At 36.8% G+C, this 15,035-nt stretch carries 15 protein-coding genes and 1 tRNA gene; 2 read left to right on the top strand and 14 right to left on the bottom strand.

Features of this window, described 5'->3' with window-relative positions; all coding sequences use genetic code 11:
- Nucleotides 1-130 precede the first annotated feature (130 nt).
- The 10 genes from yhfZ (ACIQXV_RS15205) to yhfZ (ACIQXV_RS15160) form a co-directional block, all read right to left on the bottom strand.
- Nucleotides 131-1,054 carry a GntR family transcriptional regulator YhfZ gene (gene yhfZ, locus ACIQXV_RS15205; RefSeq protein ID WP_402960063.1) on the bottom strand — a complete coding sequence of 308 codons (924 nt, stop codon included), beginning with the start codon at nucleotides 1,052-1,054 and terminating at the stop codon, nucleotides 131-133.
- A 285-nt stretch (nucleotides 1,055-1,339) separates the two neighbouring features.
- Entirely contained in the window at nucleotides 1,340-2,080 is a 741-nt protein-coding gene (gene nagB / locus ACIQXV_RS15200) for a glucosamine-6-phosphate deaminase (RefSeq protein WP_402960062.1), read from the bottom strand.
- A 40-nt stretch (nucleotides 2,081-2,120) separates the two neighbouring features.
- Nucleotides 2,121-3,308 carry a phosphopentomutase gene (locus ACIQXV_RS15195; RefSeq protein WP_402960061.1) on the bottom strand — a complete coding sequence of 396 codons (1,188 nt, stop codon included), beginning with the start codon at nucleotides 3,306-3,308 and terminating at the stop codon, nucleotides 2,121-2,123.
- Between the two features lie 3 nt (nucleotides 3,309-3,311).
- A complete protein-coding gene (locus tag ACIQXV_RS15190) occupies nucleotides 3,312-4,475 on the bottom strand; it encodes a YhfX family PLP-dependent enzyme (protein WP_402960060.1) in 1,164 nt (387 codons plus the stop codon).
- A gap of 7 nt (nucleotides 4,476-4,482) precedes the next feature.
- Complete coding sequence (locus ACIQXV_RS15185) at nucleotides 4,483-5,598, bottom strand: aminotransferase class V-fold PLP-dependent enzyme (protein ID WP_402960059.1); 1,116 nt, start codon at nucleotides 5,596-5,598, stop codon at nucleotides 4,483-4,485.
- Nucleotides 5,599-5,618: 20 nt separating this feature from the next.
- Nucleotides 5,619-6,533 carry a phosphotriesterase family protein gene (locus ACIQXV_RS15180; protein ID WP_402960058.1) on the bottom strand — a complete coding sequence of 305 codons (915 nt, stop codon included), beginning with the start codon at nucleotides 6,531-6,533 and terminating at the stop codon, nucleotides 5,619-5,621.
- 49 nt (nucleotides 6,534-6,582) lie between these two features.
- Nucleotides 6,583-8,085: a YhfT family protein gene (locus tag ACIQXV_RS15175; protein WP_402960057.1), complete on the bottom strand. Its 1,503-nt coding sequence runs from the start codon at nucleotides 8,083-8,085 to the stop codon at nucleotides 6,583-6,585.
- Nucleotides 8,086-8,096: 11 nt separating this feature from the next.
- Nucleotides 8,097-8,468 (bottom strand): DUF2620 domain-containing protein, encoded by a 372-nt coding sequence (locus ACIQXV_RS15170; protein ID WP_402960056.1) that lies wholly within the window; start codon nucleotides 8,466-8,468, stop codon nucleotides 8,097-8,099.
- Nucleotides 8,468-8,824, bottom strand: coding sequence for a PRD domain-containing protein (locus ACIQXV_RS15165; protein ID WP_402960055.1), 357 nt, complete (start codon nucleotides 8,822-8,824; stop codon nucleotides 8,468-8,470). The genes ACIQXV_RS15170 and ACIQXV_RS15165 overlap by 1 nt, the downstream gene beginning before the upstream one ends.
- 158 nt (nucleotides 8,825-8,982) lie before the next feature.
- Nucleotides 8,983-9,909 (bottom strand): GntR family transcriptional regulator YhfZ, encoded by a 927-nt coding sequence (gene yhfZ, locus ACIQXV_RS15160; RefSeq protein ID WP_402960054.1) that lies wholly within the window; start codon nucleotides 9,907-9,909, stop codon nucleotides 8,983-8,985.
- A gap of 269 nt (nucleotides 9,910-10,178) precedes the next feature.
- Here yhfZ (ACIQXV_RS15160) and ACIQXV_RS15155 point away from each other — a divergent pair, with 269 nt between their 5' ends.
- Nucleotides 10,179-10,946: an HAD family hydrolase gene (locus ACIQXV_RS15155; protein WP_402960053.1), complete on the top strand. Its 768-nt coding sequence runs from the start codon at nucleotides 10,179-10,181 to the stop codon at nucleotides 10,944-10,946.
- Between the two features lie 82 nt (nucleotides 10,947-11,028).
- Here ACIQXV_RS15155 and ACIQXV_RS15150 read toward each other — a convergent pair whose 3' ends face one another.
- Nucleotides 11,029-11,892: an aldose epimerase family protein gene (locus ACIQXV_RS15150; RefSeq protein ID WP_402960052.1), complete on the bottom strand. Its 864-nt coding sequence runs from the start codon at nucleotides 11,890-11,892 to the stop codon at nucleotides 11,029-11,031.
- A gap of 735 nt (nucleotides 11,893-12,627) precedes the next feature.
- Nucleotides 12,628-12,723 (bottom strand) — tRNA-Sec (locus ACIQXV_RS15145).
- Nucleotides 12,724-13,046: 323 nt separating this feature from the next.
- Between ACIQXV_RS15145 and ACIQXV_RS15140 the strand changes: the two genes are divergently transcribed.
- Nucleotides 13,047-13,610: a hypothetical protein gene (locus ACIQXV_RS15140; RefSeq protein WP_402960051.1), complete on the top strand. Its 564-nt coding sequence runs from the start codon at nucleotides 13,047-13,049 to the stop codon at nucleotides 13,608-13,610.
- Between the two features lie 101 nt (nucleotides 13,611-13,711).
- On the opposite strand, the gene ACIQXV_RS15135 is transcribed toward ACIQXV_RS15140, so the two are convergent.
- Nucleotides 13,712-14,374: a hypothetical protein gene (locus ACIQXV_RS15135; RefSeq protein ID WP_402960050.1), complete on the bottom strand. Its 663-nt coding sequence runs from the start codon at nucleotides 14,372-14,374 to the stop codon at nucleotides 13,712-13,714.
- Nucleotides 14,375-14,406: 32 nt separating this feature from the next.
- Entirely contained in the window at nucleotides 14,407-14,859 is a 453-nt protein-coding gene (locus ACIQXV_RS15130) for a hypothetical protein (RefSeq protein WP_402960049.1), read from the bottom strand.
- Nucleotides 14,860-15,035: the final 176 nt, after the last annotated feature.

The raw sequence follows: 15,035 nt of genomic DNA, 5'->3' as shown, positions 1-15,035 counted from the left end.
AATATTTTATTAAAAAAATCAGCTCCAAAAACCAGAGCTGATTAACTATGTTCATATGTTTAGTCTATTCTTTCCATAAGCAGGCTGATAGTAGTCTAAAGTAGCTCCTTCAGTACCTATTTAAATTTTATTAATAGTGAGGAAATCTTTCTCCTGTCTCCACTTGCATTTGCGCATTTAGAACAATTTCTGTGTCAAGCAAAGTGAGCTGCCTCAATACACCACTTCTGCTCGTATCGATTACAATCGTGGCTTCTGAGGTTTTCTTCGTTAAGCTTTTTGCTTTTTCTGATTGAAAATCTACTGATTTAAAATGTTGTACGGATCGTATTTCATCATAATTCCAAACTGCCGCATCAATGCGGTTTTCCAATAACATCTGAAAAAGCTGCATATAATTTATGTCAATGAATTCAACATCGAGTCCTTCACATTCCAGCAGTGTTATGCTTGTTTGGTCTGGTGACGAACGATCAATACCTATTCGCATCCCTGATTCAATCTTTTCCTTCTTAGGATCGGCCAGGAATATCTTATGTTCTGACACATAGGTGCCCAATCCAAAGGATTTAACAATCTCCAATCCTTTATGGTGTTGGGTCCCCTCTTCTGCTGCTAAGCGTGACACAATGGCAAAATCATAACGTCTAGTTTTAAGCGCTTCCAAACGATTGCTGGCACCTCTCATATAAGCAAGGCTAATACGTTTGTTAAGAAGATCAAAACCATCAATGATGCCTGTTGCTAATCCCTCGTATTTTTTAGAGTATGGTAACGGCATCACTCCAACTAATGGACCTGTACCAGATATATCGAGAAGCAGACTTACATCCTTTCTTATTAAAAACGTGCCTAAGTGACCTCTTGCCTCTAGCTCAATGGCTCCGAGCATTTCAAGCAGTTTAATGGCTCCCTGGACCGTACCTCTTCCCAAGCTAAGTTCATCACAAAAATCAGTAACAGTTGGAATTTTACTCCCTAATTCTAAACCTAATAACTCGAGTGCTATATTTCTTGCTGCCAAGCCGTTTTTCGAATAAAACTTTTCCCACATATTAAATCAAACCGCCTTCAGACTAATCCTATATTCTGTATCTTGAATATATCAATTTAATGCCTGCTGGTAAAGAGATTCCAATAAATGACTATCATTAAATAAAAAAATCAAAAAGAACAAATAGGCAAGCGCGCGGTGGTCACAAGCAACTCTCTTGAGACAATCTCATAAAATCCAAGTTATCCACACTAATTCATTCCATAATTTTCAAAACATCAAAAAAGCCGCGACTTTTACGGCTTCTTTTAATAGAATCAGATAGATATATGGTTTAGCTATTACTCATACTTTAATAGGTGCTAATTTTGAGGCCGCTTGTTTATCCGCTACGACCACTACATTAGGATGATTTTTTAACACTGATGCCGGGCAGTCGATATTTGGTTCCCCTGTAAACATCTGATAAATGGCTTCTGCTTTTGATTCACCTGAAGCCAATAGTAGAATTTCCTTGCTTTTTAGAATACTGGCGATTCCCATCGTTATGGCTTTTTCAGGAACATGGTCCATACTCTCAAAGTAACGGGAATTTGCCTTCCTCGTTGATTCCGTTAGTTTGACAATATGTGTCTCACGGTCAAATGGGGTACCGGGTTCGTTAAACCCAATATGACCGTTCTCACCAATCCCTAGTAATTGCAAATCCACTCCACCTAACTCATCAATGATAGATTCATAGATTCGGGCTTCCTGATGAATATCATCTGAAAGTCCCTTTGGGATATGAACATTTTTCTTTGGGATATTGATATAATTAAATAAATGTTCAAACATAAAAGTATGATAGCTATTAGGGTGATTCTGTGCAATTCCACAATACTCGTCCAGATTATAGGTATAAACATTCTGATAAGACGTAAAGTTTCTTCTAAAATCATCGATTAACAATTCATATGTGCGCAAAGGAGTCCCTCCTGTTGCGAGACCCAGGTTCACCTTGGAATATGACTTCACTTTATTTAGGATATATTTAGCCGCAAATACGCTCATTTCTTCATGACTTTTAAATGTCACTATTCTCATTTTCTTATCTCCATGTTTAAAAGAACGATCCTTACGTTTATCACAATATAACTCGTAAAAAGCTTACTCCGTATTCAGGTTTTTCAACACCAACAAATTCAGCCATTGTTGCTGCAATATCTGCCATTGTTTCTCTTGTTCCAATTGAAACAGGCTTGACCTTTTTTCCAACAACTAAAATGGGAGTCTTTTCTCTTGTGTGATTAGAGTGACCGATTGTTGGATCGTTTCCATGATCAGCCGTGATGATAACGATATCATCCTCGCCTAATTGCGGAAGAAAAGAAGCTAAGAAGGTATCTGATTCCTCTAACACTTCTTTGTACCACTGGCTGTCTTCTTTATGACCTGCCAAATCGGTTTCTTGGACATTTACCAAGAAGACTGCATTTTCTTCACTATTTTTATAATGCTTAGCATAGGTTTCGAGAACATCCTTTGTATTTACGACTGGATCTTTAAATCCATTTGCTTGAATAACATCCGCTGTTTTTCCAATTCGGTATACCGGGATATTGTGCATTTCTGCAATATGAGCAAATTGCTTTTCAAAGTCGACACCAAATCCTAGATGGAGAACTTGGTACCCTTCTCCATACACATTGGCTTTAGGAGCATCTACGCCCCATTGCCCAGGGTTTTTCTCCTTGACCACTGAAAGAATGGTTTCGATATTGGATTTTTTATTGCCAAAAATAATCACTCTGCTTGTATCTACGTTTTGTCTTACTACTTTTCCTATTTTCGTAACTTCAGCGAAAGATAATTGATTTAAATCTCCCACTACGTTAATAATATTCCCTAGCTGCGACTCGAGATTGTCGCCAATGACAACAGCGCCATTGACTAGTAAAATAGTAGACTCTTTAATCGGATTGGTTACAGAGTAGCCCTTTTCTTCTAATGCCTGTTTTAGTGTTCCTCTTATATCTTTCATTAACCGTTTTTTGGAAACCTGCGGCCTGCTTCCCATAAGTTCCTGGTGCCCCATAAAGGTATCTGCACCTGGATGTGCCAGATTGCTCTTCCCATAAGCAGCACTTGGAGTCCCAACCTGGTCCACGATTTTTCCTAATCCTAGGTTATAAAGGCATGGAATATTTAACTCAACGGTTTCCCTGATGTGTTTGTACGTATTGGCATTGATATCTTCAATCTTTTGTTCTTTGCAGTCCTCCATTGCTCCGACTCCAAATCCATCCAATACTAGTAACGTGACTTTACTCATACCTTAATTCCCCCTTCTCTGAAAATAAACAAGCTCTGGCTGAATGGAATTTACCTTACGAACAAATGCCACATGAGCCCGGGTTACGAATACTTGCGTGCGAAAAGCATATATAACGGTATCAGCAACCTTCATATTTTTCTCACGCTTTAGACAGCCATAATAATCAATATTTTCAGGCGACACACAATCGACTTTTGTATGCTGTTCCAAAATTTCTGTTTCGTTACTGCCATAAAGAGCGTTTTCCATATTGGATCGCGGGTAAAATCCGCCTGCAATCGTGTAGGCATAATTATCATCCATATGAGAAATTTCGGATACATAAATCATCGCTGGTACTTCTGGCAAGTCCTCTTTATAGGCATGCAATGGAGTCGTCCCAGTTAACGCGTGTCCTGGTTCACCATGTGTTACTCCATATTCTTTAAGCATTGGTATCGTATGACAGCTTGTCGCACTTGGAGCATTCACATGGATAACCGTAATCCCCTTGTCTTCAAGGATTTTTCTTGAAAGCTTTATCGTTTCCATATTGGAAGTAAATTCAAAATCACTTTTTTCACTATTGATTTGTAGTACAGGAAAACTAGTAATACCAATCACTTTGATTCCTTTAAGTTTCAGTAGTTCTTCTAAACTATCTTCAAGTTGATTGATTAAGAAACCACCGAATTGTCCTGGATAAACCATATCTGAAGGCTTGATCACGCGAAGTATGACATCCTGAACGACACCCAACTTTTCTGCTGCTGTTGAAAGCTGTTTACCTTTTTCCACTGAAAAAAGAGTAACAACCTCAGGGTTTAGCTTTGTCAATACTTCTTCCCATTGTGATTTACTAGGTTGGACAATATGACCAATGTTACCTATTTTGCAATCTTGCTTTTTAAGTTCAAACGCTTCATCGATATCAACGGCAACAGCTCGTTCAATTCCATTTTGCTCGACTGCCTGTCCAACAAATCCGCTTCTTCCAATTTGCTTTGACATATAATACAAATTTAGTCCATGCTCTTTTGCTGTTTGGCTAAGTTTTCTTACGTTATCTTCTAACGAATCCAAATCAATTACATACGTATTCGCAGGAATAACTCCATCTTGGTGAAGTTTTACTGCTGCTTGGATTAGACCTGGATTTCGTTTCTTTGTCATATTAATAAACATGGGTTGTTCATCCCCTTGAGATTTCTTCTAGTACATTTTGCAAAATTCTAGCCACTGTTGATGCAGAAGATTTCATCGGATTTACTCTGATCCCATGCTGAGAGAGTTCTGGTCGACTTTCGAGAAAACTTCCAGATACTCGGTAAATCATAGGGATTAATTCATATCGTGATTCCGCACCAACTGGATAAGTTGCTGCACCATATTTTGAAGCAAGTTCGATCACTTTTTGAGCAATTGGTTTCTCAAATTCAATGATCACGTTTTTGGATTGCGAATTGGTTATATAGGAATCTTTAACTCCTAGTATTTCTCCACTATTTAACCGCTGACACAATTCCTCAACCTGCTCATTTTGAATGGCAATCATAACAGGAGCAAACGCCAAGCTTCGAAGCAGTTCATGCGCCTCAAAACCTTGTACTTGCCCTCCACCAGAATAATTTCGTTGGTGAAGTCGTTCAATTGCATCTTTTTTTCCTAAAATCACACCAATACCTTCAGGACCTAACAATTTAAATCCTGAAAAAGTTGAATAATCGGCACCTACCTGTGTACCAATCAAGACCGTTTTCATCGCACAATAATTGTCGTCAACGACAACGGTTAAATCAGGACGTAACTCTTTTACTATCGTTATGATTTCCTCTAAGGTATACTCATCGACAGGCTGTTGTCGTGAATGCTGAACGTATACCACTTTTGATTCTTGATCTTGTTCTAATACTTGAATGAAATCCGATTTATCATTAAAATTGACCCTATTTTGTTTTAATCCCATTAAACGAAATGTTTCTTTCGTTGTGGTGTACATCGGTGCGGAATGGACAATGCATTGATCACGTGGTTCAAGTAATATACTTAAAATCTCACGGATAGCACCTGTTCCGCTCCCGCGAACTAATGCACATGCCTCCGCACCAAAGGTTTTGGCAATGACTTTTTCTACTCTGGCTGTCATCTTAGGACGATGATAGTCAGGATGAAGACCTATATCACCGATTTGAAAGAATTCATTATGTGTAAACTCCTTCGTTACTTCATCCATTAGTAGAAACTGTAGATTCTTCGCCTCATCTACAGTCATATTTTTTAAAACAGAAGTTTCATATTTATTACTCATTTCCTACCCTTCTTTCTGTATTAAAATGCAAGAAATTTACGAGGGTTGTGAATAAGCATTTTTTCAATGATTTCATTGGTTACGCCACTTTTTATTAGCGCAGGAATGAAGCTTTCAAATAAATGGTTATAACCATGTCCGCCGTGTGCTTTCAAATGGGACTTTCTTGTAATATCACAAGACAGCATAATCTGGTCTTCAAACCCACGGTCTAGTAATACAAGCAGGTTATTTACCTTATCAGAATCCTTGCGGTAGCTATTTTTTCCAATCGTATCAAATTGGATATAGGCGCCACTGTTTAAAAGGAGAAGTTGTTCTTCTATATCTGTGTTTAAATCTTGATGACCGAAAGAGATCTGAGTCATATTTACATCATTTCTTTGAAAAATCTCCAGCTGTCCTTTTCCCATTGTTCCAATCTCACAATGTGTGCTAATCGGTGCACCTGTTTTCTTATGGGCCATAATTGAAGCTTGAAATACTTTTTGTTCCGTTGCTGTGATTTCGTTGAGGCTGCTGCCAATTTCAGAAATGAGTCCCGCTTTAATGTCCGTATCATCCATTCCTTCTGTGATTTCTCGGATCATGATATCGGCAAGCTCTTCTGCTGATTTTTCAAAAACAAAAGCTGGATACACGGATTCTTTATAAAAACCCGTTGAAGCAACAATGACTAAATCATGCTTTTTAGCTATGTGATAAAGTGCCTTTGCAGCTCTGCCCATCCCTAGATTTGAAACCTCTACAATGGTGTTACAGCCTGATTCCTTGAGGATTTCGATTTCTCGGTCTAAGATTGGAGTGTCTTCAAGCCTTGAATCCTGGTCTACTTCTTGACGCACTCCAGAAAGATCAAAGACCAGATGTTCATGGATCATCGTTTTCTGTACTTGCTGCGGATCGATTGCTCCTGTAACGGAAAGAACTTTCAATGTTATTACCCCCAAAGGGAAAGGGAGGTTAATCCTACCTTTCAATGTTTTAAATTAAATGAAGAAAATATAATAAGTTTAAAATAATACCAGTTAATATGATCGCTACTGGACCTGCTGCAAGTTTCATAACTGGACGGCCAAGACCTTCGTTTGCAGCGTATAATAGAATATAAATTGTTAAAGATAAACCAACGGCTTCTGGTGCCATTTTCATTGCTGCGAAAGCACCACCGATGAATAAAGCAAGTTCAATCATAGAGTTCATGGATGAACGAATATTATCTGACGCTTCACGTAATGATGGGAAACGCTGTAAGAAACGGCCAATTCCACGAAGCGTAATTACTTCTATGCAAATCCAAAGTGCACCGACAACACCAGCGAGAATGGGATTTGGCATTAATAGACCAACAGGGAAAACAAAGGTTAAACCTACTACACCATAAACACCTGTCGCAAGCGCTGTTGTGGCAATTAATGGAATGAAACTAATCCCTCTGATAATGTCGGCAATAGCCGCACTTTGAAGAAGATTAGCTCGCTCTTCCCCTTCAGCTGCCCATGCTTGCTGTAAGATTGGACCATCGACCTCGGAACCATTCATTAATCCCATATTCGTAGCAATGGCAAGTAAAGCACCAATCGCTGCTAAAATTGGCAAACCTTTAAAAATTCTTTTTGTCCGTGCTTCAAAAATGTTTTCTTCTTCTGCGTCGATAGTAATTTCAGTCTTATCTTTCATATCTTTCATAATGGCAAACGTAATTAATAGAATCATTCCTATTAACATCAATACGGCAACTTGCATGGTAAAACCGGAAATCGTACTTCCCAAAGAAAAATTATTCGTTGCTTGTGCTAGTAAATCTTGAATCTGTGGGTTACTTGAAGTTGCGTCCTGAAGCGCCTTCACTTTACCAGCAAAGTCTGCATCTTTCGCGAAAGTAACTCCTGCAATTTCACTTGCTTCATTTAAATTGGCATTCGCTTTATCTGTGAAAATGCCACCTACAAATGGAAGCAATTGACGAACTACTAATGCCACAAGCCCGGAAATGAGGGCTCTCACCCAGCCAAATTGATATAGTATCGCGATAATTGGAAACGCAGTAAATGCAACGAGAACTGGTGTTGATAATTCCCCTAAAGAACCTAGTAAATCAATTGGCAAGAAGGAAAATGCAGTCTGTACTCCTGCTAGTCCAAATAATGCAACAAGTCCCCAAATTGCTCCTAGCCCTGCCGCCATCCACCAGCTAGTAGACATTACTCCCAAAATATCGGTTGGAAGGAAAAGCAGCCATGGGTTTAACATTTTGAAGGAAACTGCAAAGGAAATTCCTACAGATACAATAAAGCCAATACTTAATCCGAAGGAGATAGAAGCCAATTCCGGACGCTTCATTCGCCCTTCCAAAAACTCAGGTAAGATTGGGCGAATTCCATCATGGAAAACAGATTTCCCCCAATGTGCTGCCAATGCAGTTAAAGTTGTAAGCAAGACAACAACTGCAATTTCAATAATAGATAAGTTTTGAAAGATATCCATTTCCACATCTCCTATACAACTTCATGTTTTTTAAGCAAGCTATTAACAATGACTGGTACAGCTTCTTCTATACTCTCTACAGCCATACCAAAAGCGATTTTTCCGTCATTCACTAATTTTTCAATTTCTTGCGGATTTGGTTTCTTTCCGTTTTTGGCTACTGTAGAACATTTGCCATAGCCTAGGATCCCAATTGCAACCGAAAGTGCCGCACCGCCACCACTATTACATGCTCCAAAATAATAATCTGCATCTCCTGCTTTTACTTTTTTAGCCGCATCAAAATCAGATGTAACCGTTACTAGTACATGTTCTCCTCCAGCTGCTTTTGCACTTCTCTCAATAATGTCCTTCTTAAGACCTCCAACAACAATTCGTAACATTACGCATTCTCCTTTCCAGTTAACAAACAGAAATACAATGTAATAAAGGCAGCTTCAGCCTCAATATTTGTATAGTCATTTTTCAGTAATTCTTTAGCAAATTGAAAATACTCTTGGTTATTTCCGATTACACTTTCTAACTCAGTCGAAATTTCAGATACCGGCTGGTTATCCCTAATTCTCTGCAAGGCCACCGAAATGTGACTGGTAAAAGAACCAGCATTCTCTTCCGTTAGTTTTACATGAAGAAACTCTTCGACTTCCTCCAATAGTGAAGGCAGACGGTTATATATTTCATCATTAATTTGGTTGGTATCGTGTAATAAATCGATTCTTTCTTTTAAAGTAGCATCCATCAATAATGCCCCTTTCTATTCTTTTAAGATTATCAATATACCAAAAACTGTATATCAGATGAGTTTATTACTCTTATTTTGTGATTTTTATTGATGCGCAATACGAAAATAACCACCTCCACCAAAATACAAATATTTGTATATTAAGTTTTAAAAAATTAATATTCAGGAATCATATCCCCGTTTACTACCTGCTTTTGAATATCTACAATTCTACTTAAAGATAATAGCTTAATAATGTATTCCATCTTTCGATTATCCGCATGGATGACACAAACAGCTTCATTCATCTGTTTCTCAAATTTAATTGCAAGCGGTGAAGTAAGCGGCTTAATGTTATAGGATGACGAATCAACTTCATCTACATTCCATATCATCGCGTCAATCGTATGCGCTTTCAAATGCTGCAATAAATGCATATAGTTAAATTCTAAATACTGAACATCTATATCCATAACTTCAGCATTGGTTAATATTTTTTGGTCAGTAGAGAAGCTATCAATCCCAACTTTCATTCCACTCGTGATTTTTTCCATGCTAGGTTCGGAAAAGATTACTCCATGCTCTGACACATAGGTCTTTGCCCCAAATTCCAAGGCAATTTTTAAAGATCTGTCTTTTTTCATTTCTTCAATCGCTGAAAACTTAGACATTAGCGCAAAATCATATCTTCCATCACTCACTCCATTAACACGTGGTTTTGATCCTCTCATAAACGCAATGTTCAATGATAGTCCCAGCTGTTCAATTTGCGAAGTGATTCCTGTCGCTAGACCCTCATATTTTTTGGAGTACGGAAGCGGCATGACGCCTGTAATTTGATTAGCTCCAGAGAATTTTAATAAATTCGAAATATTTTTGTATCGCAGAAATGTTCCAAGATGACCTCTTGCTTCTAATTTAATGCAGTTTTCATTCTCCAATTTTTTTAATACCGTTTGAATGGTCCCGCGTCCTACCTGAAATTCAGCAGCAAAGTCACCAACTTTTGGCAGTCGCTCATTTACCTCTATGAACATCAGCTCTTCCGCAATCTTTTGCAATATAATTCCCTTTTTTGAAAAAAGGTTTTCAAGACTTTCCATTATCACCATCCTCTCAATGTACAATTTTTTGTATAATGTAATAAAATAAAAATCGCTTAAAGCGTTTCTCAAATATTTAGCATCGAGCTACTGTTCATTTTGAATATACAATTTTTTGTACTTTCTGTACACATAATGTAACATGGTTGAAAAGCGTTTACAATACTTTTTTTAAAAAATATTTAGGATTAATTTTAATATACAAAAAAATGTATTTTGTATATTATTACTAATGTACTGTTATAACAATATATAACGAGGTGAGTAAAATGTATCGGATGGTGTTTCTAGATATCGACGGAACCATCTTAGATTCTGAAGGGCAATTAGATATCAACTTAATCGAAACAATTAAAACTCTTCAACAGAAAGGGATTCATGTGGGATTAGCTACTGGACGCTCTTTTGATGGTGCGTTAAAATATGGAGAAATGCTCGGGTGTTCACTATACGTAACATATAATGGAGGGTTTACTCTTATGGACGGGAAAATCATACATGATGACAAAATCCCTTCCTCACTAGCCTATCAATTATGTAGCGAAACCGAGAAATTAGGCGGTGCTTATATCCATTTTTCCAATAGAACATCCCGGTGTAATCGTCAGCCAGAAGGAATTGAGTACTTGCTGCCAACAGCTGAAGTTTCTGATCTACTGGACACCGACCAGGAAGCACATCGTTTAGTCCTGTATCTCGATCAAACTCAGCGTTCAATGCTGCACCAAAAAGTAACCGGTGCTGCATGTTTTGATGAAGGAGATCGTTTAGAGGTTTTTCCGACTGCATCAAAATGGTCTGGGATTTTACCTATCATCAATGAGTTCGGAATATCCCCTGAAGAGGTTGTAACGATTGGCAACGGAACGAACGATATCGACATGTTAAAAGCAGCCGGTTTAGGGATTGCCATGGGAAATGCACCTGAATGTGTGAAGGAAAGTGCTGATTTCGTGACAGAGGATAATGATCATGATGGCGTTATCTTGGCGTTAAATACGTTTTTCAACCTGAAAAATCAGACCATTAAGGCATAAACACCGCTTAGACAGTAACATACAAAAGGGCCATGTAGTAGTTATACTACATGGCCCTTAATATTTTTAATCAAGTGCCTGTTTATTCAGCTGAAATGGTCAGTTCTGTTTTTATTGATTCGTTTGGTTTTACGAAGACAAGTTCTTCTTTCCGATTTAATTCATTGGTCATTGCCATCCATGGTTCTACACAGATAAATTCCTGATTTTTTTCGGTCCATAAATATACATATTTGAATTCTTCACCGTAAGTCATATGTATTTTCTTTTTTATTTCCGGTAATTCGAAGGAGATCTTCTTTTGTTTCGCATCCAAAAGAACCAGGGATTCTATCTTATTTGTTAGATCCAAGCCTTGGCTGACCTCTTTTATTTTCATATCGTTGTAATCAAGATAATTTTTTGCATCTGTTTCGTATGAGATATTTTTTTGAGCAGTCCGAAAGTATGGGTGAAAGCCAGGATATATAGGCATATCCTTATCTGACAGATTTTTATATTCCTGATAAATGGTGAAGCTATTTTTTCGTAAGACATAGGTATAAATAACTTCAAAACCAAACGGATATGAATGTTTCATTTCTTGGGTACTTTTCAAACGAATGGTTATCGAAGCTTCATCCTTCACATTAGTTTCGACTACTTCCCAAGGATGATTTCTAGCCACTCCATGATTTCTCATCTTATAGGTTGTCCCGTCCCATTCATATTCTCCATTCTCCAGCTGACCGGATATAGGAAAAAGGATTGGATTCCCCCCTCTTACATTTGCCTCGGGATCATAAAAGGTCTCCTTATTTAAAAACAATATCTCCTCTCCTTGAACACCAAATCCGATAATAATTCCACCTCTTTCAGGTGCCACTTTTAACCATGAATTTGATCCTGAGTCCAATAGTTCATAAATATCGAAATGGTTATCTTTATACTGTTTTATTTGGTACATTCATTACACCCTTTCTAATACAAATACCTACAGGATACTTCCTATCATTAATCATACAATCACGTCAAAGTAATCAGCACATAAGGTATTACTTCCTTGATAAGCTATCATTATCTTGGCACAATCAAAAAAAATAAACCGAGTGTCCTCCAATCAGCAAGATTTTGACTTTGCGCCTTTATCGTACCATTTTGATAATTATCGACCACAAGCTGAATGGTCGAAGAATTATTAAATGATATTATTGTGGTCTTAGTAAGATACAGCAATCCTCCGTATAGATGGGATCAACAATAAGGGTATTCCTATGAATAATAAGGTTTTCCATTTACACCAGTAGAATGTTAGCAAAATCAGTCCAAACAATGCGTAAACCATTAGAATATCTCCGTACAAAATGAGGAAAGCATATGCTGCGGCGATTAGTAATAGAGATAGCATCCGCTTGGTTAATATACGGTATGGTTCTAATCCTTTTTTAATGGCACTTTCAAAGACCAAATTAACACTAATACTAAACAGTAAGGCAAAAATAGGATAGAAGTTTGATTGAATAAAAATTGTAAGGAATACATAAATGACTTTTTCTATGGGAGTATTCCAAAATGAGTTAGGAGATGAATCGTAAAGTTCGGGCCAACTAAATGATGTAATGTTTACAAGGAGTAAGCCGATTATAGAAAGGCCCCTTATGCAATCCAAGTATGAGATTCTTTGATACATTCGTGTAAGGATTGGCGGGACTGCGTGGGAATCGAACCCACCAGACCTGGCACGCAGGTCTCAAGCAGTTTTGAAGACTGTGGGAAAAAACTTCAACCTTTTAACCCCTTCAAATCACCGTCAAATCAACGTTTATTAGAATTATACACTTGTATTCACTTGAAAAATCACTAGTATTTTACGTTAAATCCTACAGTATATTATACAGTAATATTAATAGTTTTCAATACAAACCTTTACAATATCTAACAGTAAAACTGACTTCTATGGTTTTGTTTGTGTTCCTTAAGTAGACTTCTGAATGTTATATATTGACACTTAAATAATAAATATGTAGATTAATAGTGTTTTATATCAAAATATAGGTATAAATGGAAAAATTTTTGCCTATAATAATACTATAAAAATAAAATAATTTGGGGGAGTTTCAATTGAAGTTTGTTAAGAACTTACTAAGCAGAATTGTTATATCCATCATCATGAACCTACTAAACCCAGTTATAACAGTTATTGTTTCACGAATTAAAACCGGGGAATGGTTTGAATGGTTAAGTAGCCCTTACTTTATTATTAGCACCTCTCTACTAATAGTATGGTTAATTGCATCTTTGATTTATAGAAGGGTAGTGGTGATGAAAAGAAGAAATGATAGGTTCTTTACTTCTTTTCAATCACCAACATATGGTTGGGAGAAAATTGCAAAAGTCCCATTCCGTGACGTAATCTGGATCATACAAAATCCTATTTACAGTATAAGAAGTTATGGTGAAAGAAATATTAATATTGACTCACTTGAAGCTTTAACTCCAGCTAGATGCCCAAAATGTGAAACTGAACTAGAAGAAAAAGTAAATTTTTTCGGAAGGTATAAATGGACTTGTATTAAATGTGGGTTTAACAAAACTAACAAAGAAAGCATGTCTGTGGAATCTGAAAGGGCTGTTAGATTGGTAAAGAGAGAATTTGAAAAGGAAAGAGAGAATATTAGTAGTTAGCTTATAGTATTTTTTTAGCCCACTGTTCATGAAGTGGGCTTTTTTTGATTTATTTGATTTTGTAAAAGACATATTTAGTTAAAACATTTTTCCTTTTTCAGTTAATTTTCAAGACTCCTTTTTTCTTTTTCTTCAGTTATCACTTTGTTTAATCGTTCAGGTATCTTTCCATACCACAAAGCATCTTGTACTTCTTTTTGGTCAATCCTTAGGGGTTCATAACCAGCACCAACTGAAACCATGTTCAAAGATTCAAAAGCATTACCAATATAAGAGTTTTTCTTGATACCCATTTTAATTTTCAAAGCATCAAGCTTTCTTTCAGGTGCCACCAGTTCATCATATTTTGCCTTTGCTTCCACCATCTTTTTCAGATAGGATTGCTTACTTTCAAGCAGTTCCATTTGTAGTTTTTTAAATTCGTCTTGATGCTTTACAAAAGCTTTTGATTTTTCAGCATCCAATTCTTCAATCACTGCTTTAATATCTTCAGTCTGGTACACTTCTATCATGTGCAGTTCCTTCTGTACTTCCTGAACCTTCTCCTGAAGTGATTCAACCTTTTTCTTTTCAGCTTCATATGTTTCAGAACTGATAGTTCCTAGAAGGGTTTCTTTGTGCATATCACGAAGCATACTATTCTGATCCTGAAGTTTAGCTTGAAGTTTCAGAAGTTCTTCCTGTTTTTGTTCAAGTACGGCTTCATATTTACTTTCGGTAGTATCTGCTTTTGAAAATAATGTTTCCATTGCTTTAAATTTCATTTCCATTTCTCCCTGTTTGTTTTTTGGTTGTTTTACCCTTTTAAACGCTGAAGAAGTACCGCTTTTCTATCTTCAACAGTTCTTTCATTACGTGCCTTTTCATGTGCTGGTTGAATACCAAGTTCCTTCATTCGATCTTGTTTTTCTGCTTCAACCACATATTGAAAAGTTGAAAGAAATAGTTCAACTTCCTTTACTGATGCACTTTGTTTTGTTGCCATTTGCATTATTTTCTTTTTTACAATCTGAAAAGCTTCCCTTTCATCATCTGAAACTATAGTTCCACCCAAAGCTTTCAGGTAACTATCAAATACTTCATCCTTTTGCCATTCGTACCACGTTTTAGTGCTTTTCCCATGTTTAGAAAGGAAATCTGAAACACTGATTCCTGAAGTATGTCGTTCCTGAACAAAAGCTTTTGCAAGGTTTACTTGTTCAGGACTAAGTGAAGAAGGTACTGGTATTTGGTTTTTGTTTATTGTCATCACATCATCCCCCTATTAATTTCTTTTTTACACCAAAATAAAAAAGGTGCTGATAATCAACACCTTCTTAAATGATAAATTATTTATTATATATATGTTCATCAAAACTCTTATTAGTAAGACAAATAATTATTATTTGTTTCAGATAAAATATCGTTTAGTCCTTGATATGAGTC

Origin of the sequence: Neobacillus sp. NPDC097160, assembly GCF_044762155.1 — a bacterium.
In the GTDB taxonomy this organism is placed as follows: Bacteria; Bacillota; Bacilli; order Bacillales; family Cytobacillaceae; genus Neobacillus.
Note: the sequence above shows the minus strand (reverse complement) of the source record. Positions and strands in the feature narration are given on the sequence as shown.